The sequence below is a fragment of the Ruminococcus sp. Marseille-P328 genome (assembly GCF_964249465.1).
In the GTDB taxonomy this organism is placed as follows: domain Bacteria; phylum Bacillota; class Clostridia; order Lachnospirales; family Lachnospiraceae; genus Blautia_A; species Blautia_A faecis.
In genome coordinates this window covers 38,584-63,408 of record NZ_CAXUBQ010000025.1, presented here as the reverse complement: position 1 = coordinate 63,408, position 24,825 = coordinate 38,584, and the positions used below count along the sequence as shown (strand labels likewise).

General features: G+C 43.6%; 23 protein-coding genes and 1 riboswitch. Of the genes, 15 read left to right on the top strand and 8 right to left on the bottom strand.

Going from position 1 to position 24,825, the window contains the following annotated elements; genetic code table 11:
• Positions 1 to 40 precede the first annotated feature (40 nt).
• A complete protein-coding gene (locus ACESTK_RS16360; RefSeq protein ID WP_373120248.1) occupies positions 41 to 2,833 on the top strand; it encodes a C1 family peptidase in 2,793 nt (930 codons plus the stop codon).
• A 131-nt stretch (positions 2,834 to 2,964) separates the two neighbouring features.
• On the opposite strand, the gene ACESTK_RS16355 is transcribed toward ACESTK_RS16360, so the two are convergent.
• The 8 genes from ACESTK_RS16355 to ACESTK_RS16320 form a co-directional block, all read right to left on the bottom strand.
• Positions 2,965 to 4,035 (bottom strand): type IV pilus twitching motility protein PilT, encoded by a 1,071-nt coding sequence (locus tag ACESTK_RS16355; protein ID WP_118584202.1) that lies wholly within the window; start codon positions 4,033 to 4,035, stop codon positions 2,965 to 2,967.
• A gap of 4 nt (positions 4,036 to 4,039) precedes the next feature.
• Positions 4,040 to 4,603, bottom strand: a complete 564-nt coding sequence (locus ACESTK_RS16350) for a hypothetical protein (RefSeq protein WP_204452625.1) — start codon at positions 4,601 to 4,603, stop codon at positions 4,040 to 4,042.
• Positions 4,600 to 5,061: a hypothetical protein gene (locus ACESTK_RS16345; protein WP_118584200.1), complete on the bottom strand. Its 462-nt coding sequence runs from the start codon at positions 5,059 to 5,061 to the stop codon at positions 4,600 to 4,602. The genes ACESTK_RS16350 and ACESTK_RS16345 overlap by 4 nt, the downstream gene beginning before the upstream one ends.
• Positions 5,062 to 5,122: 61 nt before the next feature.
• Positions 5,123 to 5,611 (bottom strand): DUF4860 domain-containing protein, encoded by a 489-nt coding sequence (locus ACESTK_RS16340; protein ID WP_118584199.1) that lies wholly within the window; start codon positions 5,609 to 5,611, stop codon positions 5,123 to 5,125.
• Positions 5,608 to 5,958, bottom strand: a complete 351-nt coding sequence (locus ACESTK_RS16335; RefSeq protein WP_270430976.1) for a hypothetical protein — start codon at positions 5,956 to 5,958, stop codon at positions 5,608 to 5,610. Before ACESTK_RS16335 ends, ACESTK_RS16340 begins: the two co-directional genes overlap by 4 nt.
• A 21-nt stretch (positions 5,959 to 5,979) precedes the next feature.
• Positions 5,980 to 7,023 (bottom strand): type II secretion system F family protein, encoded by a 1,044-nt coding sequence (locus tag ACESTK_RS16330; protein WP_270430975.1) that lies wholly within the window; start codon positions 7,021 to 7,023, stop codon positions 5,980 to 5,982.
• Between the two features lie 74 nt (positions 7,024 to 7,097).
• Positions 7,098 to 8,030: a transglutaminase family protein gene (locus ACESTK_RS16325; protein ID WP_195589643.1), complete on the bottom strand. Its 933-nt coding sequence runs from the start codon at positions 8,028 to 8,030 to the stop codon at positions 7,098 to 7,100.
• Between the two features lie 35 nt (positions 8,031 to 8,065).
• Positions 8,066 to 8,839 (bottom strand): GntR family transcriptional regulator, encoded by a 774-nt coding sequence (locus ACESTK_RS16320; protein ID WP_148461064.1) that lies wholly within the window; start codon positions 8,837 to 8,839, stop codon positions 8,066 to 8,068.
• Positions 8,840 to 9,068: 229 nt separating this feature from the next.
• On the opposite strand from ACESTK_RS16320, the gene ACESTK_RS16315 reads away from it, so the two are divergent.
• From ACESTK_RS16315 to prmC, 14 genes are all read left to right on the top strand, one after another.
• Positions 9,069 to 10,415, top strand: a complete 1,347-nt coding sequence (locus ACESTK_RS16315) for a glycosyl hydrolase family 28 protein (protein ID WP_204452647.1) — start codon at positions 9,069 to 9,071, stop codon at positions 10,413 to 10,415.
• 30 nt (positions 10,416 to 10,445) lie between these two features.
• Positions 10,446 to 11,489 (top strand): lactonase family protein, encoded by a 1,044-nt coding sequence (locus ACESTK_RS16310; protein ID WP_373120247.1) that lies wholly within the window; start codon positions 10,446 to 10,448, stop codon positions 11,487 to 11,489.
• Positions 11,490 to 11,504: 15 nt separating this feature from the next.
• Entirely contained in the window at positions 11,505 to 12,317 is an 813-nt protein-coding gene (locus ACESTK_RS16305) for an SDR family NAD(P)-dependent oxidoreductase (RefSeq protein WP_148461067.1), read from the top strand.
• The gene (locus tag ACESTK_RS16300; protein WP_148461068.1) at positions 12,314 to 13,543 is read left to right on the top strand and encodes an enolase C-terminal domain-like protein; all 1,230 of its coding nucleotides are present in this window, start codon (positions 12,314 to 12,316) and stop codon (positions 13,541 to 13,543) included. The genes ACESTK_RS16305 and ACESTK_RS16300 overlap by 4 nt, the downstream gene beginning before the upstream one ends.
• Before the next feature lie 281 nt (positions 13,544 to 13,824).
• Positions 13,825 to 15,081: an ABC transporter substrate-binding protein gene (locus tag ACESTK_RS16295; protein WP_195992886.1), complete on the top strand. Its 1,257-nt coding sequence runs from the start codon at positions 13,825 to 13,827 to the stop codon at positions 15,079 to 15,081.
• A gap of 124 nt (positions 15,082 to 15,205) precedes the next feature.
• Positions 15,206 to 16,090, top strand: a complete 885-nt coding sequence (locus ACESTK_RS16290; RefSeq protein ID WP_226854353.1) for a carbohydrate ABC transporter permease — start codon at positions 15,206 to 15,208, stop codon at positions 16,088 to 16,090.
• Complete coding sequence (locus tag ACESTK_RS16285) at positions 16,090 to 16,908, top strand: carbohydrate ABC transporter permease (RefSeq protein WP_226854352.1); 819 nt, start codon at positions 16,090 to 16,092, stop codon at positions 16,906 to 16,908. The genes ACESTK_RS16290 and ACESTK_RS16285 overlap by 1 nt, the downstream gene beginning before the upstream one ends.
• Positions 16,909 to 16,930: 22 nt before the next feature.
• On the top strand, positions 16,931 to 17,758 hold the full coding sequence (locus ACESTK_RS16280) for an MBL fold metallo-hydrolase (RefSeq protein ID WP_373120246.1): 828 nt from the start codon (positions 16,931 to 16,933) through the stop codon (positions 17,756 to 17,758).
• A gap of 93 nt (positions 17,759 to 17,851) precedes the next feature.
• Positions 17,852 to 18,883, top strand: a complete 1,032-nt coding sequence (locus tag ACESTK_RS16275) for a LacI family DNA-binding transcriptional regulator (protein ID WP_195992892.1) — start codon at positions 17,852 to 17,854, stop codon at positions 18,881 to 18,883.
• Positions 18,884 to 19,071: 188 nt separating this feature from the next.
• Positions 19,072 to 19,155, top strand: a riboswitch (cyclic di-GMP riboswitch).
• Between the two features lie 170 nt (positions 19,156 to 19,325).
• Positions 19,326 to 20,342 carry a hypothetical protein gene (locus tag ACESTK_RS16270; RefSeq protein ID WP_373120245.1) on the top strand — a complete coding sequence of 339 codons (1,017 nt, stop codon included), beginning with the start codon at positions 19,326 to 19,328 and terminating at the stop codon, positions 20,340 to 20,342.
• Between the two features lie 433 nt (positions 20,343 to 20,775).
• Positions 20,776 to 22,443, top strand: coding sequence for a transcription termination factor Rho (gene rho, locus ACESTK_RS16265; protein ID WP_373120253.1), 1,668 nt, complete (start codon positions 20,776 to 20,778; stop codon positions 22,441 to 22,443).
• Positions 22,444 to 22,611: 168 nt separating this feature from the next.
• Positions 22,612 to 22,815 carry a 50S ribosomal protein L31 gene (gene rpmE, locus ACESTK_RS16260; protein ID WP_117851138.1) on the top strand — a complete coding sequence of 68 codons (204 nt, stop codon included), beginning with the start codon at positions 22,612 to 22,614 and terminating at the stop codon, positions 22,813 to 22,815.
• Positions 22,816 to 22,884: 69 nt separating this feature from the next.
• Positions 22,885 to 23,955 carry a DUF1385 domain-containing protein gene (locus tag ACESTK_RS16255; RefSeq protein WP_118578118.1) on the top strand — a complete coding sequence of 357 codons (1,071 nt, stop codon included), beginning with the start codon at positions 22,885 to 22,887 and terminating at the stop codon, positions 23,953 to 23,955.
• The gene (gene prmC / locus ACESTK_RS16250; RefSeq protein ID WP_373120244.1) at positions 23,952 to 24,821 is read left to right on the top strand and encodes a peptide chain release factor N(5)-glutamine methyltransferase; all 870 of its coding nucleotides are present in this window, start codon (positions 23,952 to 23,954) and stop codon (positions 24,819 to 24,821) included. The genes ACESTK_RS16255 and prmC overlap by 4 nt, the downstream gene beginning before the upstream one ends.
• Positions 24,822 to 24,825 lie beyond the last annotated feature (4 nt).

Below are 24,825 nucleotides of genomic sequence, written 5' to 3'. Positions count from 1 at the left end.
AATACTCCGGAACAGGAAGCTCAGAACGACAGGAGTAAATATGAAATATAAGAAATTATTGAAAAAAGCAGCTGTAAGTCTGTTACTTGCCCAGTCCCTGATTTTTACAGGCTTGCCTATTCAGGCAGCAGATATTGCCGGGCAGAGTATGGTCTGGACGGAAAGTGTGGAAATGGAAAGCGCAGGAGACGCTGCATCAGCTGTGCCGTCGGATGCGATGACTGCGGAAGAGTTTTATGTGCAGGATGATTTTTCAGCAGGTGATGATCAGTCAGGGAGCGGAAGCACTTTAGCTGATGACAGCCAGGCTAGCAATGGAAGTGTAGAAGACGGTGACAGTCAGGCTGGCAATGGAAGTGCAGAAGGCGATGACAGCCAGGCTGGCAATGGAAGTACGGAAGACGATGCCGGTCAGTCAGGCAATGCCAGCTTCACAGGCATGACAGATGGAAATCCCTCCCAATCGGAAGACCTGTCAGACGGTTTCTCAGATGGTGGTACTGATGAACTTCAGGAACAAGATTTTGGCTTTGGCAGCATGGATCCGGATTCTGCCGAAGAAGAGAAAAATGAAGACGATCTGACCGATGCGGAGATTGAGGCTCAGCTGGAGCCGATCCGTGAGCTGCAGCCCTTAAGCTATGTAGACCCGCCAGCTGGCAATGGAAACGGTGATACAGGAAGCGTAGGTGCTGCCAGAGCTGCGTCTTATCCTGCGAAATACGATCCCCGAAGCAGTCTTTCCATCCCGGTGAGAAATCAAAAGCCTTCCAATATGTGCTGGGCATACACATTGGCTGCCAACCTGGAAATCTCATTTTTTCAGGCGGGAGCTGGGCTGTTTGATCTGTCAGAAGAACATCTGGCATATTTCTTTGCCAATCGAAGGAACGATCCTCTTGGAAATACAGCCAACGACAAAAACAATATCCTCCATTCCTACAGAGATGGAGGAAATCAGACTCTGGCTGCCATTTTCTTGAGTACGTGGAGCGGTATGGCTTTGGAATCCCAGGTTCCTTATGAGACAAATGCAGATCATACCCTAGACTCTGACAAGGTGCCGTCTTCCCAAATGGCATACCAGACCACCGCATATCTGGAAAATGCGGCGTTTTCCTCTTATTCTGTAAATAATATTAAAAGTCTGATATCAGAATATGGATCTGTTTCCATGTCCTTTGGAATGTATGATACCTATTATAATCCGTATACGTATGCATACAGCTACCAGGGAAGTGCAGGCGTGAATCATGCAATAACCCTGATTGGATGGGATGACAATTATTCCAGGGAAAATTTCAATTCTGCCAGCAATGTTACTTCAAACGGGGCATGGATCGCCAGAAACAGCTGGGGAGATGACTGGGGAGAAGCCGGTTATTTTTATATTTCCTATGAGAATAAATGTAATTATAATATTGTAGCAGCAGAAGCCATCACCAGTCCGAAGTACCGTAACAACTATTTCTATGATGGCTCCAGTGCACTGAGCAAGCTGAAGCTGTATCCTTCCGGCAGCAGTGGGATTTCCTCCATTGCCAATGTTTTTCAGGCAAAAGCCGGAAATGGGAACGGAGAAGCCCTTGGAGAAGTAGTTCTGGCTACTTACTCTGACGGAGGAAGCTACAGCATTCAGATTTATACAAATCTGAAGGATAAGAGCAATCCGGTAAGCGGAACTCCGGCCTATGCCAATCCGGTAACTTTTTATCAGGAACATGCCGGTATTTCCACAGTGGAAGTGCCAGAGGTAAATCTGATGAGTGGAACCCTTTATTCGGTAGTGCTCACCAATATCGGTTCCGACACAGTGGAATACTTGTGCGAGACTAACAGTGCTTATGACTGGGTGGAGTTTCAAGCTGGTCTGGAGGCGGATCAGAGCTTCTGTTACCATGAGAAAAATGGATGGAGCGATTTTTCCAAAACAAGTCCAAGTGCCTGTGCAAGAATTAAAGCTCACACAAGAACCTTGAGCAGTGCAGTGAATGTAACCAGACCTGCTTCCTTTCAAGCTGCGGCCCGCACCTATAACCAGATCAGTCTGACCTGGAGTAAAGCAGCCGGAGTTTCCGGATATCAGATCTATAGAAAAATCTCCGGCGGAGAGTATCAGAAGGTAGAGACCGCCTCCTGGTCGGATACTTCCTGGACAGATACGAAGGTTCAGCCGGGAATTACATATACATACAAGATCCGTGCGTACAGTATGGTGAACGGTACTGCGAAATATTCCGATTATACCGCGGAAGCTGCGGCTAAGACAATGCTTGCCACTCCGTCTGTGTCGGTGAAGGTTTCTTCCGGACTTTACAATACAGTAAACTGGAATAAGATTTCCGGTGCAGCAGGCTATGTGGTTTACAGGAAAACATCCTCTGGAAAATGGACGAAGCTTGCAAACATAAAGAAAGCAGCTACTACATCCTACAAAGATAAAAAGATAAAATCAGCTACCGTTTATGAGTATACAGTAAGAGCTTATTGTACTGTGGATAAGAAAACAGTGGCAAGCAGTTACAAGTCCAGTGGAACGTATAAATCAGCACCCTCCAGGCAGACCGTCTCATCGGTTTCCAATACGAAGAAAGGTCTGAAATTAAAGTGGAAGGCACAGAAGAAGTGTGATGGCTATTACATTTACAAAAAAACCGGAAGCGGAAAATATAAGCTGGCAGCTACTATTAAGAAGGGGAAAACTTCTACCTGGACAGACACGAAGGTAAAAAAAGGAAAGAAGTACCGTTATTATGTGCGTGCTTATGTAAAAGAGCCAAATGGTGTTGTAAAGGGAAAGTATAAAGCATCGGCGGCAGTTACAAGAAAGTAGGAAATCAATTGCAGAAAAGAAATAGAATTTACAGTAAAGCATTGTGGAATAGAAGATAGTCTGCACATAGTAAAAACTATAAAGTTTTTTGCAGCAGGACAACCTTCGGATATTAAAAAAACGGAAGCCCATTACATGAGCTTCCGTTTTAACATTTCCGGATTAGATGAATATTTAAGTGCAGTCTCTCTTGTGATCTGGCGGTTTCGATAAAGCTCCAGCAGGCTGTTATCCATGGATTTCATGTCTGCCTGGGAGGAAGAGGCGATCACACCGTCAATCTGATAAATCTTGTTGTCGCGGATCATATTTCGAATGGCAGGGGTAAGCCTCATGATCTCAAAAACCGGAATATTGTGCCCATTCACATCCGGCACCAGCTGTTGGGAAATAACAGTCTGCAGAACCATGGAAAGCTGAATGGCAATCTGATGCTGTTGGCTGGGCTCGAAAACATCCATAATACGGCTGATGGTATTGGCAGCTCCGGTAGTATGAAGGCTGGAAAGAATCAGATGTCCGGTCTCAGCAGCAGTCATGGCAGTCTGGATAGTCTCGTGGTCACGCATTTCTCCAAGAAGGATCACATCCGGGCTCTGACGCAGGGTGGCACGCAGGGAAACCAGATAATTGGCAGTATCCGTGCAGATCTCGCGTTGGCTGACAATGCATTTGTCATGTCTGTGCAGGTATTCCAAAGGGTCTTCCAGCGTGATGATATGCCCTTCGCGGCTGTGATTGATTTTGTCGATGATACAAGCCATGGTGGTAGATTTTCCGCTTCCGGCAGGACCTGTGATCAGAACCATTCCCTTGGTAAGGTCAGCTGCTTCCATAACAGCCGGAGGAATGTGCAGATCCTGCGGATCCGGCAGATTAAATGCAATAATACGGATGACAGCGGCAAGAGAACCACGCTGCCGGTATGTATTTACACGAAATCTTGAGAGACCCGGGATAGCCATGGAAAAGTCATCGTCACCGGTTTCCAGCATAGGTTCTATATTCCGGTCGTGAGCAAGCTTGTAAATGATCCGGATAAATTCATCTGTCTCCGGAGGCATGAGCCGTTCTTCAAAACCATCCAGTGTACAGAGCTTTCCGTCAATTTTTACAGAAAGGGGACGACCGGCAATAATAAATATATCAGAGGCTTTTTTCTGAGTGGCAAGCTCCAGAAAAGCCTTTACTTTTTCTTCCATAAAATTATTCTCCTTTGTAGACAGACTGGCTGTTGTCCGGATTCCAGTCTGCAGTTACAACCGTATTCCAGGAGAGGATCCCGGCGATATTGCTGCTGGTCATGTCCAATCCTGCATTAATGGTATCAGAAGCTGCGGTATCAGAAGCAGCGGTATCAGAGGCTGTGGAATCAGCTGTACAGTCAGTCCAGAATACAACAATTTTCACAGCCAGACTCTGGGTGTCGGAAAATGCTTTCACATATTCAGCAGTATGTTCCTCTGAATCCCATTTTACATTCTCCTGTGAGTTCAGATGATCGGAGACGAGCTGGTAATATGCACTTTCTGATTTTGCCTGTGCCTGAAATCCTTCCAGTGTCTGAACCAGATCTGAATAAAAATCAGCTGCCTCACTGCAGGCATTATAATAGGCTGAGGTCTGCTCCAGAGAAAGACTGCTGGAGCGCAGATCCTGTCTGGAAGTACCATAGCCAAGCAAGGACAGGATCACCAGCATAAGTACTCCGAAGATTAGAAAAAGGGAAGGAATTCCAGTTGCGGAAAAAAGATGATTCTTTTCTTTCATGAATCTGTTTCCTCCTTTGTGGAAAAAACTGGAAAGCGAATTGTTTGTGTATAAAGACTGGTTTCTTCATTTGCATTCTGGAGTTTTTCAAAAGTGACCTGAATTTCTTTGACCTTGTCAGAAGCAGAGCAGACAAGCCTCATTTTATAAACCGCGCTTTCTTCGGAAGTATTCTGCCAGTGCTTGTCAAAATAATAGCAAATACTGTCCTGATCTGCAACTCCATCTGGCATCAGTGCCAGAAAATTTTGGACAGTGCCGTCAGTTCCTTCCAGAATTTCACCGGCACTGGTGATAAGCTCCTGGATATGAGAGTCCTCCCGGGCATGTACCCTTGCCATGTAGGAAGCCGCAAACAGTCTTACGCAGACACCGCAGGTCAGTCCCAGAAAAAGAAGGACAAATATCATTTCCATAAGAAAAAGCCCGGATTTGGAATGGGTAGTGATTTTTTTCATAAAAACTTCCTTTCAGCACATCATTCAGAAGTGACCAGCCCCAAATTCAGGAGCCTGCGAATCAGGCAGGAACCCCTGGATGAAGCAGAAAGCTGGAACAATGTCCATCTGTGTCCGTTAATGTGATTCTGTAAAAAGTGTTTTCTAAAGCGTCAATCTGGAAATCCTGAAGCTGTGCGAGGTTGGTCCCCATAGAAAGATCGGCCCGGGAATCCGATGCTGTAAAAAGCTCTTTTAAATGACTGCCATCAAAATAAATGTAAGTGCAGTAATCTTTCCCCTCAATAGCTTCCTGAAAGCAAAGAACCTGTGTTCCCTGAAGCTCTGTAAGGGAGGTCATTCCGGGAATATCGTGCTGACGAAACTTGGTAGTGATGTAAGAGGCTGCTGTATAAAGGGTGTTATTAGTGTCCAGGCTTTTTACAGAGGCCTGATAGTTCCCGGCACCAAAAAGCATCAGAAATAGAAGAAACAGCACATACATTGCAAAAAGCAGCAGGGCTGCCAGTGAATCAATGCTGTGGTTCTTCCGGGTAAATCTGGAATTCATCTGGCACCTCCTTTTCTGGCATTTACCGGAAGTACGCTGATCGATGGCAGAAGATTGGATCCGTTTGGAACATATTCTACCACAAATTTCTCAGAATCATAGGTAATATGGTAATCTGAAAGCAATTCATCCAGGCTCTGAGGGTATTGGCCTGTGAGGGCGTAGGTGCGGATGGCACCTCCTTCAAGTGCCTGCGTTAAAGTAACCTGTTCTTTTTTCAGGGAATCAGTCTGTGTACGTGCAATTCCAAGATAGAAGATCAGGCAGAGGACTGCAGCGAACAGGATTGGAACAATAAAGCGGAAAATCCGCCTGACACGAATGAGTCTGGTTTCAAATATATCCATTTTCACTCTCCCTTACAGCTGTTATGCGATCATTTCAGATAACAGTCCCAGCAGCGGCATCATAACAGAAAGAAGGACCAGTCCTACAAGAATTGAAAGGACGATCACAATAGTAGGCTCCAAAATTGACACAATATGGGAAACAGAGTCTGTGGATTTCTCTTCATACTGCTCAGCCAGTTTTTCCATTACTTCGTCAGATGCACCAGCCTGAAAACCAAGGGAGATCAGACGAAGCTCCATAGCCTTAAAAAGTCCGGATTCCGTGATGGCTTCTATAAATCCATAACCTTCAGCGAGCTGCTTCTGAATGGAAGCAAGCTTTTCCCTGGTCTCAGTCTGGGAGACAACAGCGCCTGCCAGTTCCACACAAAGCTCAGGGGAAAGTCCGCTTCGGATTCCCAGGGAAATACATTGGCAAAGACGACTGTAATCCAGATTTACCGGTATTTCCTTCATGCCTGGAAAACGGCAGACGATTTTGCGGATCAGTTCCTGCCCCTTTGGGTGAAGAACCAGGAAAAGGATAAAGCCGATCATCGCGGCCAGAAGAACAAGGAAGGCAGTGGAATAGCGGCTAAGTGTTTCGCCGATTCCAAGAAGGGCACCGGAGATCCCGCTCATTTCCAGTCCAAGCTGGCGGAAAACCTGGCGGAAAACCGGGAGAACCTTTACAAGAAGAATTACAATAACCGCAGTCATCATGCCCAGCATAACAAGGGGATAGGCGACTGCACTCTGAATCTGGTCTGTGATCTGAATCTCCTTCGCATAGAAAGCAGACAGACCCTTCATAACCTCATCCAGACAGCCAGTCTCTTCGCCGGTGCGTACATAAGCAGCAGCAGAAGCAGGAAAAGCACCGGATTGCTCCATGGCGTGCGCCAGGGAGCCGGATTCCTCCATGTCTTTATAAAGAAAGGTCAAAATTTCTTTGCCCCGTTCTGTCTGGCTGTCGTCATTTAAGATGGCAAGTCCCTCAATGGCGGACATTCCGGAACGTAATATGATGGAAAACTGTTCACAGAATTGGAACAGCTCCCGATTGTTTAATTTGGTAATCATATAAAGTCCTCTCTGAAAAAACATCAGGCAGATCCTGAAAAAATCCATGAACCTGCGAGGCGTTTTTCGTTGTGCTATCGGGTAAACTGCAGCGTATAATTTGCGCTGTCACCGATATAGGAATTGATAAGCTCTTCATCTTCACTGTTGGCGGTAAAGGTTGGATCCATGCGGTTCCATTTCTCCCCGTCATAGGTAATCGCCTGTTCCACCCATCCTTTTCCACGTATGTAAACATCGATCCAGGCATGCTTGATGTCACCTGCATATCCGATCTGAAGCTTACAGGGAATATCCCTGCTTCGCAGCATTGCCGTCATCAGGGCAGCATAATCAAAACAGATTCCCTTTCCGGTAGAGAGGGTTTCGTCTATGTCAGGAAGATATCCTGTCTCAACGGTGGCTGCTTTGTCCTCGTCGTAGGTGACATGCTGGGTTACATACTGGAAAACGGTGTCAATGCTTTCCTGTTCCGTGGCATCCTCTGCCAGAAGAGAAAGAGCCAGCTTGCAAGCTTCTGAGTCCGGGGTAAAATTTACATACTGGTTCGGATACAAAAACGGGAGAAATTCATTCTCCAGGGAAACCTCCAGAGCCTGGGCAAAAAGTGCGGCATACTGACTGCCGTTTACCTGCTCATAACAGGATACCTGGTAGGTGCCGCTTCCACTGGTAAACGGAATGACAGCACTTTCGCCGGAGCTTACAAAATAAGAATAAACAACGCCGTCATCCGCGGAAAGCTGGATGTTTTTGGTGGTACCATTGCTGTCACTGACAGCAGTCAGATATCCCTGACTGATATTTGAAATATCCAGTATCAGAGGTGAATATCCTATGGTGTCTGTTCCCGGAGCTTCCGGAACCAGAACCTTCAGCGGGGAAAAAACAGGCGGTTCTTCGCCGGAACCGGAGCTGCTGTTCTGACCGCAGCCTGCAGCTGGGAAAACTATTAGCAGGCAAAATAGAAATAAGCAAAGCAGAAGGGCCGAAATGCGTTTAGACATAGCGCCGCTCCTTTTTATAAGTTGATCATTCATTTTCAAACACGTTCCAGGGATTTTTGAAATTCGGGAAGATCGTACCATGCTGGTGGTTCCTTCATACGAACCACGAAATGGCACAGATCAGGACGAATCCTGGCTTCCAGGTATTCCATAGGACCCAGTGAACAGTGTGCTGTTCTGGTGTTGAAAAAAATAGGAGATCCCGGTTCAATGTTGAGAATCTGTGCATCAAGGAAATCAGCTGAGCTGATGTTGATGTGTTCTTCGCCAGTTTCAAATTTAATTCCGTAGTGCTTCTGAATAAAGTAATAGAGATCTACAAGCTGTTCGCGGTAGGTATCTAAATCTGGGAAAAAATCAATACGGATATAATTTGTCTGAATTATCACAGGCTGTTCATTGGAGGAAACCACTCTTTGAAGGCGGAAGACTTCTGTTCCTTCATTAAGGTCCAACGCACTGGCGACCTGGCTGTTTGCAGGAATACGGTCAATCCAGGTTCCGCTGATGGTCAGGGCGGCATTATCCGGAAACAGAGTGTTTATGTCTATTACGTTATGAAATTTTGAGAAGCTGGTAAGCTCCCGTTCTTTGGGATTGATCACCTGTGTGCCGGCACCCTGCTTTACCTTTATGCGTTTGTCTTTAACCAAAAGGTCAATGGCATGCCGGACCGTCGTACGGCTTACCGAAAACATTTTTCCAAGCTCATCTTCTGTGGGAAGATAGGAACCTATGGGATAAACGTTATTATCTATATCGGATTTTAATTTGTTATAACATTTCTTGTATGCAGGAAGTTTTTCCATAATGTTTCCTTTCAAAATAAGGTTGTTTAGTAACCTATAGTATATATGTATCAAACAAATAAGTCAAACGATAATTGGAAAAAACAGAATCTCTTATACAAAATGCATAAAAACAGGCGAAGTATCTTGTCAAATAAAACACTTTACTAAATATAAAAAACAATGTATAGTAATGTTTATAAACATAATTATGAATTTAAAAAATAAATTAAAATAAAGGAGAAACATAATGATGAAAAAACAGGAATTTGTACCGCGAAAGATAAGCGAGAAACCACTGTATGAACTGAAATCAGTGGAAGATATTCCGGTATCAGAGCTGTATCAGGTTAAGATAAACGGAAAGGAACAGCGAGTATATCATACGGAATTTTTTGATTTTGTTTCTTTCTTGGATGAAAATGAAAAGGCAGAGGTAGAAGTTACAGTAAACGAACCATTTCAGAAGGCTGTTATCCGTCCTGCAGCTGCACAGATACCGTTCGAAGAAGAGGGGAACAAAATCAGTATAAGCCTTCCTGCCGGAAAGAGAATTACTCTTGAACTGGACGATAAACTGGAGTCACCACTTTATGTTCTTCCTGGAAAATACATACCGAAGCCTGAGAATGCCACTTATGTATTTGAAAGTGGAAAAGCCTACAATGTGGGATGCCTTCAGCTTAATTCTGACGAAACTGTTTATATAGAGTACGGAGCAGTTGTAAGCGGAAGAATCTATTCCAGAATGGCAGACAGAGTCCGTATTCTGGGAAATGGAATCTTGTATGGAGGAAACTGGCATGCATGGGACGAAAATGGAGCAGAGCAGCTGATCGTTCCTGTATTGGGTGAGAACATTGAAATACGCGGAATCACACTTCTGGATGGTGGTTCCTGGCATATTGTTCCGGTTGCATGTAAAAATGTTCTGATTGAAGACGTAAATGTTCTGGGAAAAGTGATCACAGGAGATGGCGTCGATATAGTCGGATGTGAGAATGTAGTGCTTCGTAATTGCTTTATAAGGGCAAATGATGATTGTATATCTATTAAGGCTGTGGAATTCCAGGATCCGTCAGGCTGCACAGATGTGAGACATATCCTTGTTGAGGATTGCCTGTTCTGGAATGCAGAATTTGGAAACACACTTGAAATCGGATATGAAACCAGATGTGACGAAATTACAGATGTTGTTTTCAGAAATTGTGATGTTGTACATTGCCAGTATGAGGGCAATCAGTCAGGTGGAGTACTGACAATTCATAACGCTGACCGTGCCCATGTACATGATATTGTTTATGAAAACATCCGAATTGAAGATGCCCAGGAAAAATTTATTGATATTAAAACTCTTGATTCCAAGTATTCACGAGACAGGGAAAGAGGCATGGTAAATGATATTTTCTTTAAAAATATTGAAATTACAGAAGGCACTTTTCCAGTATCCATTATACGTGGCTTTGAGATGAAAAATGAGGTGTGCAGACCTCATGGCTTTTATTTTGACAATGTGGTAATTCATGGAGAAAAGGTGATGTCACCTGGTGAATTACACATGGTTGTGGAATTGTCAGATGAACTGAAATTCCAGTAAAAGGAATTAACAAAGGAGATGGAAGAAAGCATGGATATTTTGCTTGTCGGAACCTATACACAGCATGATGCCCCTGCTGTATTGGAGAAGCAGGAGCTTGGAAAAGGTATCTATCTGATTCCGTATAATGAGATCCTGGGAGATGTTGCAGGAACTCCTCTTATCATACAAATGCAGAATCCTTCCTGGGTTTGTCTGGTGAAGAACCGGCTTTTTGCGGTAAGTGAAAGTGAAGATGCTGCGGAAATTGTGGAATATGAAGTAGGGGTTCAGGAAGAAAGGCTTACAGCAGAGAAAAAGGAAGGTCTTCAGATGCCTGGAAAAGCATCCTGTCATATTGAAAAGGATGAAAAAGGACAAAGGCTTTTTGTATCTGATTACGGAAGTGGAGATTTAAAGGTGATCGACATTTCAGAAGCCGGCAGCCCGAAGCTTTTACAGGAAATTTCTTTTACAGGAAAAGGGCTGGATCCGGAACGGCAGGAAGCATCTCATATTCACTCCTGCTTCCTTCATAGGGGAGATCTGTATGCAGCTGACTTAGGGTGTGATAAGATTTATTCTTTTGACACAGATAAGGGAAAGCTTCTGCAAAAAGAAACCATAGAGGTCAGACCTGGAGCCGGTCCAAGACATATGGGAATACTGGAGAAAAATGGAAAAACGTATCTCTATGTATTAAATGAGCTGGATCTTACAATTTCTGTTTACTGTAATGGGGAGCTGTGCCAGACCATATCCCTGGAAGAGAAGTTGCCAGAGGGCGCGCTTGCAGCAGAACTGTGTATTGCAGAGGGGAAAATGCTTTACGCATCTGTGAGAGGAACCGGAGAAATTTTTGGATTTACCATAGATGAAAATGGAATGTTAAATTTGAAACAAAAAGTTGTAGTTCCGAAAGGATGGTTTCGAAGTATCTGTCTGGACAGCAGTGAGGAGCATTTGCTTGCAGCAGATCAGAAAACAGGAAAAATATATATTTTTGACAGGCAATCAGAGGGAGAACTGGGAAATCAGCGGGTGCTTGTGGAAGTTCCCGTACCTGTGCAGGTATTGTCTGGGAAAATAGAATAAGAGAGGAAAACTGTGATGAGAAAAAAAGCAATCGTTACAGGTGCCAGTCGTGGAATTGGACGTGGAATTATCAGAGAACTGGCAGCAGCCGGATATGATATTGCCTTTTCCTATCGGACACGGGAAGATGAGGCAAAGGAAGCTGCTGAAGAAATAAGAAATATGGGTTCCTTTGCCTGGTATGCAAAGGCTGATATGGCACAGGCAGGAGAAGGGGAGAAATTTTTTGACCAGGCTGTCAGGGAACTGGGCGGACTGGATCTGCTTGTAAATAATGCCGGAGTTACCGTGTTTCAGTCCATTCTGGACCTTGAAATGGAGGAAACCCAGAAAATGCTGAATCTGGATCTTTTGAATTACCTTGTACTTTCCAGTAAGGCGGCCAGATATATGAAGGCTCATGAGGTTAAAGGATGCATTATCAACATAACCTCTTCAAGAGCAGAAAGAGCATATCCGGGAGATTGTGTTTACGGCGGCATAAAGGCAGCAGTGAACCGGGCTTCACAGTCTATGGCACTGGATCTTGCACCATATGGGATCCGTGTGAACTGTGTGGCTCCGGGAGCTATCTGTATCCGTACGCCAGAGGAAATAAAAGCAGAAGGCAGGACAGAGCTGGAAGGCTTCTGGGAAAGTCTGGGAGAAAGAATTCCAATGGGCAGAAATGGAACACCGAAAGATATAGGAAGAGCGGTAGTATTCCTTGCAAGTGAGAATGCAGCTTATATAACCGGAGAAGTATTGCGGGTTGACGGAGGACTGATCCTGCCGGGAATGCCGGAAAAAGTAGAAAATGATAAAAATGCCTGGGGAGGAGAAAAATGAGAGTAACGATCAGAGATGTAAAAGTAATTTGCTGTGCGCCGCAGAAAATCAATCTGGTGACAGTAAAAGTGGAAACAAGTGAGCCAGGATTATATGGCGTGGGTTGCGCAACTTTTGCCCACAGACATCTGGCAGTGGTTGCTGCAGTGGAAAAATATCTGAAGCCATACCTGATCGGCAGAGATGTTTCTGATATTGAAGATATCTGGCAGTCCATAAAGGGCATGAGCTACTGGAGAAACGGACCTGTTTTAAACAATGCCCTGTCAGGTGTGGATATGGCTTTATGGGATATTAAAGGAAAAATGGCCGGAATGCCCTTGTATGACTTACTGGGTGGAAAATGCAGAACCGGAGTGCCATGCTATACGCATGCTGAAGGCACCACAATAGAGGATTGTGTGCAAAAAGTAGGAGCGTTAAAAGAAAGAGGATATCGCTGTATCCGTGCGCAGGTTGGAGGCTATGGCGGAAAGGATATGCCTTACCAGCCACCGGAAGGATCCTTTGAAGGCTGCTATTATGATCCAAAAGCATACATGGCAAAAACAATACAGCTGTTTGAGCGTCTCAGGGAAACCTATGGATGGGAACTGGAGCTTTGTCACGATGTACATGAGAGGCTGAGACCTTCGGATGCAGTGATATTTGCAAAAGATATGGAGAAATTCCGTCTGTTCTTTCTTGAGGACTGTCTTTCTCCGGAACAGAGCGGATGGTTTAAGCAGATCAGGCAGCATTGCACCACCCCGCTGGCTATGGGAGAGCTGTTTAACAATCCAAACGAATGGCTGAATCTTATCACAGAAAGAGAAATTGATTATATAAGAATCCATTTAAGCCAGATTGGAGGAATTACACCGGCACGTAAACTGATTGCTCTTTGTGATGCATTTGGAATAAGAACTGCATGGCATGGACCAATAGACCTTACTCCGATTGGTCACGCAGTAAATATCCACCTGGATATGGCTTCTCCGAATTTTGGAATCCAGGAATGGGCTGACACCAATACCTTGTCTGAAGATGCAGGCGCAATTGCCTTACATCAGATTTTTACCGGAATTCCGGAAATGCGGGACGGATATCTGTATCTGAATGGGAAACCAGGAATTGGTGTGGATATTGATGAAAAAGCAGCAGCTGAGTATCCGTGCAGCGAAGAGGTTGTCACATGGGATTGGATGCTGCCAAGGCTTCCGGATGGAACAGCAGTAAGACCGTAAATACAGTCACTTTGTCACAGTATTTGCAGGCAGTAAAGGTGGATTGTCAACTCCTGCAAATACTGTGCAATTCATACAAAAATGCACAAAAAATATTGTGAATACATACGAAAGTGATAAAGAGTCGCAAAAAAACATTGAAAATGTCAGTCGACTATGCTATGATTCAAATATCACCGGAAACGTTACCGGTAACAATACCGGAAACGTTACCAAAACGGAACCCAGCCACTGAAAAAATCAGTTGGCGGAAAATAAAATTATACTAGGAGGTATAAGAAATGAAGAAAAAAATGTTGGCAGCAGTATTAGCTGGAACAATGGTTATGTCCCTTGGAACAAACCTTTGCTGGGCTGATGGAGAGAAGACCAAGGTCACTATGACTGTATGGAATGGTGAGTGGGGCGATCAGCTGGATCGTACCATGGAGTCCTTCAACAGCAAACATGATGATATCGAGCTGGATATCACAATGCAGTCCGGAGATTACTCTGATTTCCTTGGAACTGCAGCTGCAACAAATGACTGGCCGGATATCTACATCCTTACACCATGGACACAGGTGCAGGATTTTGCAGAGGCAGGAAGAATTCAGGATTTAAGCGGAATGGATTTTACTGAGAAGGTTTACCCGACAGCTCTTGAAGCTGCTACCTATGATGGAAAAATCTACGGATATCCTGCAAACGTTGAGTATCTTGGTGTATTCTACAACAAGCAGATGTTTAAGGATGCCGGAATCGAAGAAGTTCCGAAAACAAGAGATGAATTCGAAGCAGCATGCGAGAAGCTGGAAGAGTCCGGCGTAACACCAATCGCTTCCACATTCAAAGATTCCTGGACTCTGAAACACATGTTCAGTGTAATGATGTCAAACGTAGTACAGGATGATATGGAAGGCTTCCTGGATCAGTTAAATTCCGGCGAGGGAACCTTCAATGTAGACGGTATCGATGATGTATTTGCAACAGCAGATATTATCAAAGCTCATTGTGGAAGCAATATGATGGATTGCGACTCCACATCCGGTTTCAATGCACTTGCAAACTCTGAAGCTGCTATGCTGATCAGCGGTGAGTTCAGCCAGAACGTAGTAGCAAAAATGGATAACCCGCCGGAAATCGGATACTTTGCATTACCAGTATCCAACGACGCTGAGAGAAACAAAGCAGCAGTTGACGTAGGAATCGTATATGGAGTAAGCACTCAGACAGAGCATATGGATGCTTGTAAAGAGGTTATTGACTTCTTAAGCGATGCTTCCCTTTCTGATGGATATATTGCAATTGTAACTGAGAAACCAGGTTCTGCACCGGCTTCTCAGGATTTCACAGTTAATTATGATTCTGCATCTACAAACGATTATCTGGAATATGCAAACAGCGGAAACGTAATTCCGTGGGTATATCAGCAGTATGTAAACGGATTTGATGTTATCTCCGGAGATATCTTCCAGGGTTACATGGCAGACGCTGCTGACAAGGATGAGGTAATTTCCGAGCTTGACGCAGCATATCTTGAATATCTGGATCAGTAAATAAGAGGAAATGCTGACCTGCGATTCCCGGGGGGAGCACCCCCCGGGAATCTTTTTAATGGAAGATTTATCGTGATATCTGTATAAGCAGATGAGCCTTTTAGAAAAAGAAAGAGAGGATAATATGTCATCTTTATATAAGAAAAACAAGAAATTTTATCTTCTGCTGATTCTGCCTGCTTTGCTTTTGTATTCCTTTGCAATGCTGGCACCTCTGTTTGGCGGAACCATTCCATATTCATTCCTGAAATGGAACCTGATGTCCGGGAAAAAAGCTTTTGTGGGATTTGACAATTATGTAAAACTGTTTTCCGATACAAAATTCTGGACTTCCTTTGGATTTAACCTTTTTGTTGGTGCGTTCACCATTATTGGTAGCAATGTTTTTGGATTTATTCTTGCTTATTTCCTGAATGAGAACATTAAGGCTAAAGGCGTGGTTAGAGCTATGTTCTTCATTCCTAACATTGTCAGTGCCGTATTGGTATCCTTTATCTGGGTGTTTATTTTTACAAATGCAATGCCTGCACTTGGCGGAGCATTGGGATGGGACTGGCTGGCAAATATAAGCTGGTTCGGAACTCCGTCAATGGCAACTGTGACGATCATTGTGGTTTCCATCTGGCAGAACATTGGTTTCTTGATGATCATTTATACCGCAGGTCTTCAGACTATTCCGAAGGATGTTATGGAGTCTGCTGAGCTGGATGGCTGCAGCGGTCTGAAAAAAGTTCTGAAAATCGAGCTTCCGCTGCTTATGCCAACTGTCACGATCAATCTGTTTGTTTCTATTTCAGGAGCATTTAAGTCATTCGATATTCCGAACGCAATGACAGGCGGTGGTCCTTACGGTTCCACAATGCCAGTTGCCATGAATATTTACCAGGAAGCTTTCACCAAGTACAACCTGGGCTATGGCTCAGCGAAATCTGTAATCCTGTTCCTTACAGTAGCAGCGGTTACTCTGATCCAGTTGTACTGCACTCGTAAGAAGGAGGTAGAATACTAATGAAAAAGAAAGTATGGCTTCCAACCATTATTATGTTTTTCTTTGGTGTCCTGTTCCTTATGCCGATCATCCTGCTTGTGATGAACGCATTCAAGACACATAACGATATGATCCAGAACTTCCTTTCTTTTCCCCATTACCTCTATACCGGTAACTTTACCGAAGCTATAGAACGTCTGAAATTCTGGAGAGTAGTCGGAAACTCAGCATATGTAACCCTGGGAACCATGCTGGTATGTACCATCATTTCCTTTATGGCTGCATATGGAATTGCGCACATCCCTGGAAAGCTTGGAAATGTTTTGTATCTGATTTTCACCCTTGGACAGATCATTCCGTTCCATTCCATTATGATCGCGCTTTCTGTACAGCTGACCAACACAAACCTTTTGAATAACCTGACCGTACTTATTTTCCTGTATGCCGGCTTCCACGGAGCATTCGGTATTTTTACCTACGTTGGCTTTTTGAAGTCCATTCCGAAGGAATTGGAAGAGGCAGCAGCAATTGACGGCTGTGGCATGTTCCGCTGCATGTGGCAGGTAATTTTCCCATTGGTACGCTCCACAAGCATAACTCTTCTGGTACTGTTTTTCCTGTGGACATGGAATGATTTCCTTATGCCAAACCTGTATGTTTCAGACAGTGGTTTGAGAACCCTGACAGTTGCTATTTATATGTTTAAGAGTACCTCCGGATCTGAGTGGAATCTGATGCTTGCCGGAATGACTCTGTCTATGGTTCCAATCATAATCATTTATATTGCAGCACAGAAATATATCACCAGCGGACTTACCGCAGGTGCAGTAAAAATGTAATTGAAAAGGAGAACGGCAGAAAATGGACAATATTAATTTACAGAGAATTGAAGGCTATACAGTTCAGCTGGTAGCAGAGGATGTCTGGGCAATCGATGAGTTCGGAGCAGACATTATTTATCTGGTAAAAGGTGAAAAAAGTGCAGCTGTGATCGATACCGGTTCAGGTTTTGGAAATCTGAAAAAAGTGATTGAAACGCTGACTGATTTGCCATATGTTGTATTAAATACACATGGACATCTGGATCATGTGGGAGGCAACCACGAGTTTGGAAAAGCATATCTTAGTGAAAAAGATTTCAAAATGGCAGATACAGAGACACTTAGAAGCGGCTGGAAGAAATATGTGGAAAAAACAAAGAAGGAACCAGGATTTTATGGAACAGAGTACATGATTGAAGGTCGTGAGCCTGGAGACTTTCAGATGTTGCCGCTGAGTGAGCATCAGATCTTTGATTTGGGCGGCAGAAGCCTGGAAGTGTTATTTACACCGGGACATACTCCTGGAAGTGTAGTTTTCTTGGATAGAAAAAATAAATTTCTGTTCGCCGGAGACAGTGTAGTATCAACTCCGATTCTGATTTTTGATACCTATTCCTCAACAGTAAAGGAATATGCAGAGGGATTAAAGAAGTTAGATAAAGAAGATTTTGAACTTATTTTCCCAGGACATTTTATACGCCCGATCGGAAAAGCAATTCTTCATGATTTAATCACATGCGCTGATAAAATCGTAGAGGGAACTGCAACTCCAGAGCCTATTGATTTCAGCCATATGTCTTCAGAACCGGCTGTTCTCTACAAATACGGAAAAGGAAATATCGCCTATAACGACAAGCATATTTGCTGATAAATAATTTTTTTACAAATTTTATTGAAAATCATTTGCCATGATATGCCAGTACATATATAATGAACACATTGTTGCATGAGGAGGGCAGTTATGGAGCAGATAACAATTAAAGAGGTTGCGAAACTGTGTGGCGTAGGAGTCAGCACGGTGTCCAGGGCTATTAACAATCACCCGGACATTAATCCTGAAACGAAACAGAAGATTCTGGATATTATCAAAGAGTATAATTATGTACCGAATAACAGTGCCAGAAACCTGAAACGAGCTGATTCAAATACGATCGCAGTTATGGTAAAAGAAATCAGCAACCCATTCTGGGGTGTTATGCTGCATGTGTTGGAGAAAAAGGTTCGTGAAAGAAAATACTGCCTGGTATTGCAGAATGTAGCAGATGATGAAGATGAAGTTGAGCTTGCGCTTCAACTGGAAAAAGAGAAAAAGGTCAAGGGAATCATATTTCTTGGTGGTATGTATGATTATGATGAGTCAAAGCTGAGAATGGTGAGGGTTCCGTATGTGATCGCCAGTTCCGGAAAAACAATTCCGGAGGATACTGGATCTTATACTCGAAGCGCTCTTGTAACAATTGATACAGAGATCGAGAGCCAGAATATGGTTGATTATCTGTGCAGCTGTGGACATAAAAGAGTTGCGTTCATTACTTCCGGAGATGAAGGTCTGGGAAGGTGCCATCTGAATGGCTATAAAAGGGCATTGGAGAAAAATGGACTGGAGTACGATGAGAAGCTTATAGTCCGTTTAAAGCCGGGGAATAGAATTTATACTATTGAGAATGGTTATAACAGTACCCGTGAGCTTTTGGAATCAGGAGTAGATTTTTCCTGTATTTATGCTATTTCAGATACTTTGGCTGTAGGAGCCTGCAAAGCAATTATTGACAGCGGTAAAAGAGTACCGGAGGATTATTGCGTGGCAGGGGCTGATGGACAGGATATTGCAGAATATTATCATCCATCTATTACTACTTTGGAATATCCCAGAGTGGAAACTGCACAGCAGAGTATTCGTACTTTGTTTGACATGATTGACCGGAAAAAGGTGGTTAAACGGCAAATGCTGGCCGGAAGACTCATAGAACGGGAATCTACACGTAAACTGTGAGGGGTGTATGTTACTACCCAGACAGCGAAAAGAAATCTGTGAAATTATTTGAGAATGATTATCAGTTGTTACGGTCAGCTCAGATAGTTTTACAGATTTTTTCATTTTTGTATTTTTTAGACGGATTTTTGTGAATTTTAACAAAGAAAATCCGTTGACAAAAGTGAGGACTTGCTCTATTATAAGAAATGAATAAAAGGCAAACCTGTTGAAAGACAGGGACGCAAAGCCAAGGGTCTAAGGTCTCAGGACTATGACAGCCGGTTGCCGCATTGATATTGATTAGGTAATGTAATATGACAGGAGACGTGGTTCTTCTATTTGTGGCGACCGTTTATTTAATCTGATAAACGGTTTTTTTATTTCCACAAACTGATGGGACTGATAGTTTCCGGATAGCGGCAAGTCAGTTACATTATGGTTCAAGAAAGGTGTGTTATTTATGAAAGGAAAGAAATTAGCAGAGTGGCTCGCAAATAAAAAAGTTGTTTCCAGTTGTGCTGCTATAGCATTGGCAGCAGTGATCGGCGGCGTTTCATTATTCTCAGGAGTAGGAGAAACACCTGAATTCCCCAGTTACACAGATCCGATCATGGAGACTTCCATCATAGAAGATGAAACTCCACTGGCTTCCCAGCCGAAGACTACTGTGAAGACTACCTCCAGTACCAAGACAACTAGGAAGACTGTTAAATTAAAAAAGGCTTCCAAGAAGAGCTATACCAAGAAACTGAAAACCAAAACAAAAGTAACCAATAAAACAAATAAATCCGGTAATACAACAGTAGATACCAAGACAACCGTTGTTACCAAAGCAACAGCGAAATACACCAAGAAATCCAAAAAGAAAGTTGTTACATCCAAGATCACAACAACTGTTCAGACAACAACTACACAGCAGGTATCAATTAACAATGAGACCGCTGTAAGCACTACTTCTTCTGGTACTTCTGCTGCCCAGGTAACTGCAGCAGCAAACTCTTCACAGAACCAGAGCAAACACGAGGAAAATGTAGCAAGTGTTGCAGGCAAGATGGACAATCGTGTAATTGCAGCATATCAGCAGCTGGGATTTAAGCTTGTTGTTGATCCATCCGTCAACTATTCAGGATATTTTGATGCAAGATCAAGATCTATTACAATGAAGCAGATTGATGATTCTGTTTATCATGAGCTGGGTCATTTCCTTGCATTTATCGCAGGAAATGCAGATAAGACAGCAAGCTTCCAGAGCATTTTTGCAGCTGAGAAGGCAAATGTTACAGCTTTTAATAAAGCCTATGTAACACAGAATGCTTCCGAATATTTTGCAGAATCTGTTAAGGATTACATCCTGAACAATGCTTCCCTGAAGAGTAGCAGACCACAGACTTATGCAGCTGTTCAGAATGCACTGAATCAGATTACAGACGCACAGGTCGCTAAGATCCAGAAGATTTACGGAGCGTTCTGGAATTAATAATTTTAAAGATGACCGGCACCCGGAGAAATATCTCCGGGTGTTTTATTGTGAATAGCACAGGCGTGGGAAACCGGTATTTTATAAAAAGGTAAGTGACAGCTGGTACTTATCTTTGGGTCACCGGGAGAACAGGACTCTTATATATGTCGAAGAGTCGGGATATGCGTCGACAGAAAATTCTTGCAATGAAAAACCTTAGGTGTGTATAATACAAAACAAAGGTTATCACTTTCTTGCAGGCAGGGATAGATATATTTGGAATGGATGTAGACACGGCGCCTGAAATGTGTTAAAATAAACTTTAATAAGTTTTTTGAAGGATGTTTTTATAATTCAGTATATAGCTTCTGTCTAATCAGACATTTGTATCCCGTTAAATCAAAATTGAAATGTGTTTTAGAATTGTATTAGTCGAAGAGGTAGATGATTGATGAAAGAAAAGTATGAATCATTATCCCTGGCTACGCTGAAAGACTTGGCAAAAGCCAGAGGACTGAAGGGCATTTCTACTATGAGAAAGCCTGAATTAATTGAACGTATGCTGGAAGAGGACAGGAAAGAACAGACTGCAGAAAATGAGCAGACTATTTCCGGAACAGCAGAAGAGAATACCATACCTGCAAGACCAGAGCCTGTGGCAGCAGAAAAAACAGAAAATACGGGAAGTGTTTCTTCACCGGAGAGAAGAGAAGCACCAACCAGATCCCGTACCATTATACGGCGTAATCCTGAGTACCGCAGCAATAATTATGGCAGAAATGAAAATGTAGGACGCCAGAACAGTTATAATGGGGAAAACAGACCGGAGAACTTCGTGAAGCGCACTCCTGTAGCGAAACCTGTAGAAGTGGTTCCGCCAGCCGAATTAAGACCTGAGGAAACGGAACAGCCCCGTACAGGCGTAGCCAGTGAGAACCGTACAGAAGAGGATGTAAGCAACGCTTACAGTGTTCCGGCTGAAACGGTCCAGCTTGACAGTGGCGAAAAGGCCAATGGAATCCTGGAGGTTATGCCGGATGGGTTTGGATTTATCCGAAGTGAGAATTATCTTCCGGGAGAAAATGATATCTATGTTTCTCCGTCACAGATCCGCAGATTCAATCTGAAGACAGGGGATATTATTCAGGGAAATATCCGTATTAAAACACAGGGGGAGAAATTCAGTGCCCTTTTGTATGTGACGTCTATCAATGGTTTCCATCCAAGTGAGGGACAGAAGAGATACAATTTTGAAAATATGACCCCAATCTTCCCAGATGAACGTCTGATCATGGAGCGGCCTGGCGGAACTACTGCCATGCGTATCGTAGATCTGATCAGCCCTATCGGAAAGGGACAGCGTGGTATGATCGTTTCCCCGCCTAAGGCAGGTAAAACTACTTTGCTCAAGGATGTTGCGAAATCTATTCTTAAGAATAACAAGGATATGCATCTGATCATTCTTCTTATTGATGAACGTCCTGAGGAAGTTACCGATATCAGGGAAGCAATACAGGGACCGAACGTGGAAGTTATTTATTCCACATTTGATGAGCTTCCGGAGCATCATAAGCGTGTATCCGAGATGGTTGTAGAGCGTGCACGCCGCCTTGTAGAACATAAGCAGGATGTTGTGATCCTTCTGGATTCCATTACCAGACTGGCAAGAGCCTATAACCTGGTTGTTCCCCCAAGTGGAAGAACTCTGTCAGGAGGTCTTGATCCGGGAGCACTTCATATGCCGAAGCGCTTTTTTGGTGCAGCACGTAATATGCGTGAGGGAGGAAGCCTTACCATTCTGGCCACTGCACTTGTTGACACCGGAAGCAAAATGGACGACGTTATTTACGAAGAATTCAAGGGAACCGGCAATATGGAGCTTGTTCTTGACCGCAAGCTTCAGGAGAAACGGGTTTTCCCGGCCATCGACATTCAGAAATCCGGTACCAGACGAGAAGATCTGCTTCTGAGCAAAGACGAGCAGGAAGCTGTATATATTATGCGAAAGGCTCTTAACGGAATGAAGTCTGATGAGGCAGTGGAACAGATCCTGAACATGTTTGCACGTACTGCAAATAATGCTGAATTTGTGCAAATGGTAAAAAAACAGAAATTGTAATGTTCACAAAAAACACCGTGCAGAATATTATCTGGGATTAGTTTTAGAAATTTTTATAAATAACTTGCATTTCTCATAACGCCATGCTATAATCAGTAGGCTGTGTAAAGTGTGAATTCGTCAGATTCAACGCAAATAAAATAGAATAAATATAGAGAGGTGAAAATCATGAGAGAAGGAATCCATCCGAATTACTATCAGGCAACTGTAACCTGCAACTGCGGTAATACTTTTGTAACAGGATCTACCAAGCAGGATATCCACGTAGAAATCTGCTCCAAATGTCATCCGTTCTATACAGGACAGCAGAAAGCTACTCAGGCTCGCGGACGTATCAATAAGTTCAACGAGAAATACGGCCTGAATAAATAATTTGAATATTACTGAATGAGAAGGTTGAGGTTGGGAAATCTCAACCTTTCTTTGTAACTGGAGGATAAAATGAAACCATCCAATATCGGTGGACAAGCTGTAATGGAAGGCATTATGATGCGCCACAAGGATAAATACTCCATTGCAGTAAGACGTCCTGATAAAGAAATTGTAGTAAAAGTGGAAGATTATAAATGCATTTTCGGGAAAGCCAGGATCTGGCGGAAACCGATCATCCGCGGAATGGTAAGCTTTATCGATTCTCTGGTAACCGGAACGAAATGCCTTATGTATTCAGCTGAAATTGCAGGTGATGAGGAGGACGAGGAAGAGACCAGAAAGAATGCTGCTCTTTCTCCAGAAGAACTGGAAGCCAAGAAGAAAAAAGAAGACAAGGCATTTAAAGCCTTGCTCTATGTAACTGTGGCCATTTCTATTGTAATTTCCATTGCAGCCTTTATGCTGCTTCCTTATGCACTGGCCAGTCTTTGCCGTAAAGTAGGCGCTTCGGAAGTGGTGGTTACCATTGTGGAAGCGTTTGTGAAGCTGGGTCTGTTTATGGGATACATGATCCTGATCTCCAGAATGAAGGATATTCAGAGAACCTTTATGTATCATGGTGCTGAACACAAATGTATCAACTGTGTGGAAAATGGTAAGCCACTTACTGTGGAGAACGTGCTTGAGAGCTCCAGATTCCACAGACGCTGCGGAACAAGCTTTCTGTTCCTGGTTATGATAGTAAGTATTTTCCTACATTTTATTTTTGTACTGGTACCGTCTTACTGGTTCCGTCTTTTCGGCCGTCTGCTCATGGTACCTGTAGTATCTGGAATTTCATTTGAAATTATCCAGTGGGCAGGCAGGACAGACAGTAAATTTGCCTTGATGATGAGCAAACCTGGTATGGCAATGCAGAAATTTACCACAAAAGAACCTACAGCTGATATGGCAGAGGTTGCCATCAAGGCTGTGGAGGCTGTGTTTGACTGGAGAGCATATTTAAAGACAGAATTCAATCTGGATATTCCATATGAGAACAAAGAAAACGGTGATCTTTCCGCTGCTTCCGCGCAATCTGAAAGCGGGGACAGTGAAGAACGCACCGGGAATGTGCCGGAAACGGGAGCTGCACAATGACTTCTCTGGAAACACTATTAAAAGAAGGAACCAAGGTTCTGGAGCAGCATAAGATCCAGGAAGCCAGGCTGGATGCCTGGCTTCTTCTGGAGTATGTGACCGGGATAAACAGAGCCTTTTATTTCGCTCATTCAGCTGACGGGATGGATGAGGAAAAAGCGGACAGATACCGGGAACTGATCCGGAAAAGAGCAGCTCATGTTCCCTTGCAGCATATTACCCACCAGGCATATTTTATGGGATTTGAATTTTATGTAAATCAAAACGTACTGGTTCCGAGGCAGGATACGGAGACATTGGTGGAGAAGGCTCTGGAAGTCATGAAAGGGAAAAAGACACCAGGGATTCTGGATATGTGCACCGGATCGGGGTGTATTCTTTTAAGTCTTCTGGCACTTACCGGGGATGCATATGGGGTGGGTGCTGATGTTTCCCCACTTGCTCTTCAGGTGGCAGATAAGAATGCGGTAAGCCTGGAAGTGTCAGACAGAGCTGTTTTCGTGGAAAGCGACTTGTTTTCGTCAGCTTTTTTTCAACAAAACACTGGCAAAGATATGCCTCAGTATGATATCCTTATTTCGAATCCCCCCTACATCAGAAGCGCAGAGATTGAAGAGCTTATGGAAGAAGTGCGGGATCACGATCCAAGACTTGCATTGGATGGCCATGAAGATGGTCTGTATTTTTACAGAAAAATCGTATCGGAGGGAAAGGCTTTCCTAAAGGAAAATGGCTGGATGCTGTTTGAAATCGGATATGATCAGGGCGAAGCTGTAAAGGCGCTGATGCGGGAAAATGGCTTTTTTGATGTACAGATTGTTAAAGACCTGACGGGACTTGACAGAGTTGTGTTGGGCAGACGATAGTTTT

What these genes read in the sequence shown, in the direction of transcription:
- rpmE (WP_117851138.1), top strand. Translation starts at nt 22,612, where the DNA reads ATGAGAGAAGGAATCCATCCGAATTACTATCAGGCAACTGTAACCTGC.
- ACESTK_RS16280 (WP_373120246.1), top strand. Translation starts at nt 16,931, where the DNA reads ATGGACAATATTAATTTACAGAGAATTGAAGGCTATACAGTTCAGCTG.
- ACESTK_RS16255 (WP_118578118.1), top strand. Translation starts at nt 22,885, where the DNA reads ATGAAACCATCCAATATCGGTGGACAAGCTGTAATGGAAGGCATTATG.
- ACESTK_RS16340 (WP_118584199.1), bottom strand. Translation starts at nt 5,611, where the DNA reads ATGAATTCCAGATTTACCCGGAAGAACCACAGCATTGATTCACTGGCA.
- ACESTK_RS16270 (WP_373120245.1), top strand. Translation starts at nt 19,326, where the DNA reads ATGAAAGGAAAGAAATTAGCAGAGTGGCTCGCAAATAAAAAAGTTGTT.
- ACESTK_RS16320 (WP_148461064.1), bottom strand. Translation starts at nt 8,839, where the DNA reads ATGGAAAAACTTCCTGCATACAAGAAATGTTATAACAAATTAAAATCC.
- rho (WP_373120253.1), top strand. Translation starts at nt 20,776, where the DNA reads ATGAAAGAAAAGTATGAATCATTATCCCTGGCTACGCTGAAAGACTTG.
- ACESTK_RS16345 (WP_118584200.1), bottom strand. Translation starts at nt 5,061, where the DNA reads ATGAAAAAAATCACTACCCATTCCAAATCCGGGCTTTTTCTTATGGAA.
- ACESTK_RS16330 (WP_270430975.1), bottom strand. Translation starts at nt 7,023, where the DNA reads ATGATTACCAAATTAAACAATCGGGAGCTGTTCCAATTCTGTGAACAG.
- ACESTK_RS16335 (WP_270430976.1), bottom strand. Translation starts at nt 5,958, where the DNA reads ATGGATATATTTGAAACCAGACTCATTCGTGTCAGGCGGATTTTCCGC.
- ACESTK_RS16285 (WP_226854352.1), top strand. Translation starts at nt 16,090, where the DNA reads ATGAAAAAGAAAGTATGGCTTCCAACCATTATTATGTTTTTCTTTGGT.
- prmC (WP_373120244.1), top strand. Translation starts at nt 23,952, where the DNA reads ATGACTTCTCTGGAAACACTATTAAAAGAAGGAACCAAGGTTCTGGAG.
- ACESTK_RS16315 (WP_204452647.1), top strand. Translation starts at nt 9,069, where the DNA reads ATGATGAAAAAACAGGAATTTGTACCGCGAAAGATAAGCGAGAAACCA.
- ACESTK_RS16360 (WP_373120248.1), top strand. Translation starts at nt 41, where the DNA reads ATGAAATATAAGAAATTATTGAAAAAAGCAGCTGTAAGTCTGTTACTT.
- ACESTK_RS16350 (WP_204452625.1), bottom strand. Translation starts at nt 4,603, where the DNA reads ATGAAAGAAAAGAATCATCTTTTTTCCGCAACTGGAATTCCTTCCCTT.
- ACESTK_RS16295 (WP_195992886.1), top strand. Translation starts at nt 13,825, where the DNA reads ATGAAGAAAAAAATGTTGGCAGCAGTATTAGCTGGAACAATGGTTATG.
- ACESTK_RS16305 (WP_148461067.1), top strand. Translation starts at nt 11,505, where the DNA reads ATGAGAAAAAAAGCAATCGTTACAGGTGCCAGTCGTGGAATTGGACGT.
- ACESTK_RS16355 (WP_118584202.1), bottom strand. Translation starts at nt 4,035, where the DNA reads ATGGAAGAAAAAGTAAAGGCTTTTCTGGAGCTTGCCACTCAGAAAAAA.
- ACESTK_RS16275 (WP_195992892.1), top strand. Translation starts at nt 17,852, where the DNA reads ATGGAGCAGATAACAATTAAAGAGGTTGCGAAACTGTGTGGCGTAGGA.
- ACESTK_RS16310 (WP_373120247.1), top strand. Translation starts at nt 10,446, where the DNA reads ATGGATATTTTGCTTGTCGGAACCTATACACAGCATGATGCCCCTGCT.
- ACESTK_RS16300 (WP_148461068.1), top strand. Translation starts at nt 12,314, where the DNA reads ATGAGAGTAACGATCAGAGATGTAAAAGTAATTTGCTGTGCGCCGCAG.
- ACESTK_RS16290 (WP_226854353.1), top strand. Translation starts at nt 15,206, where the DNA reads ATGTCATCTTTATATAAGAAAAACAAGAAATTTTATCTTCTGCTGATT.
- ACESTK_RS16325 (WP_195589643.1), bottom strand. Translation starts at nt 8,030, where the DNA reads ATGTCTAAACGCATTTCGGCCCTTCTGCTTTGCTTATTTCTATTTTGC.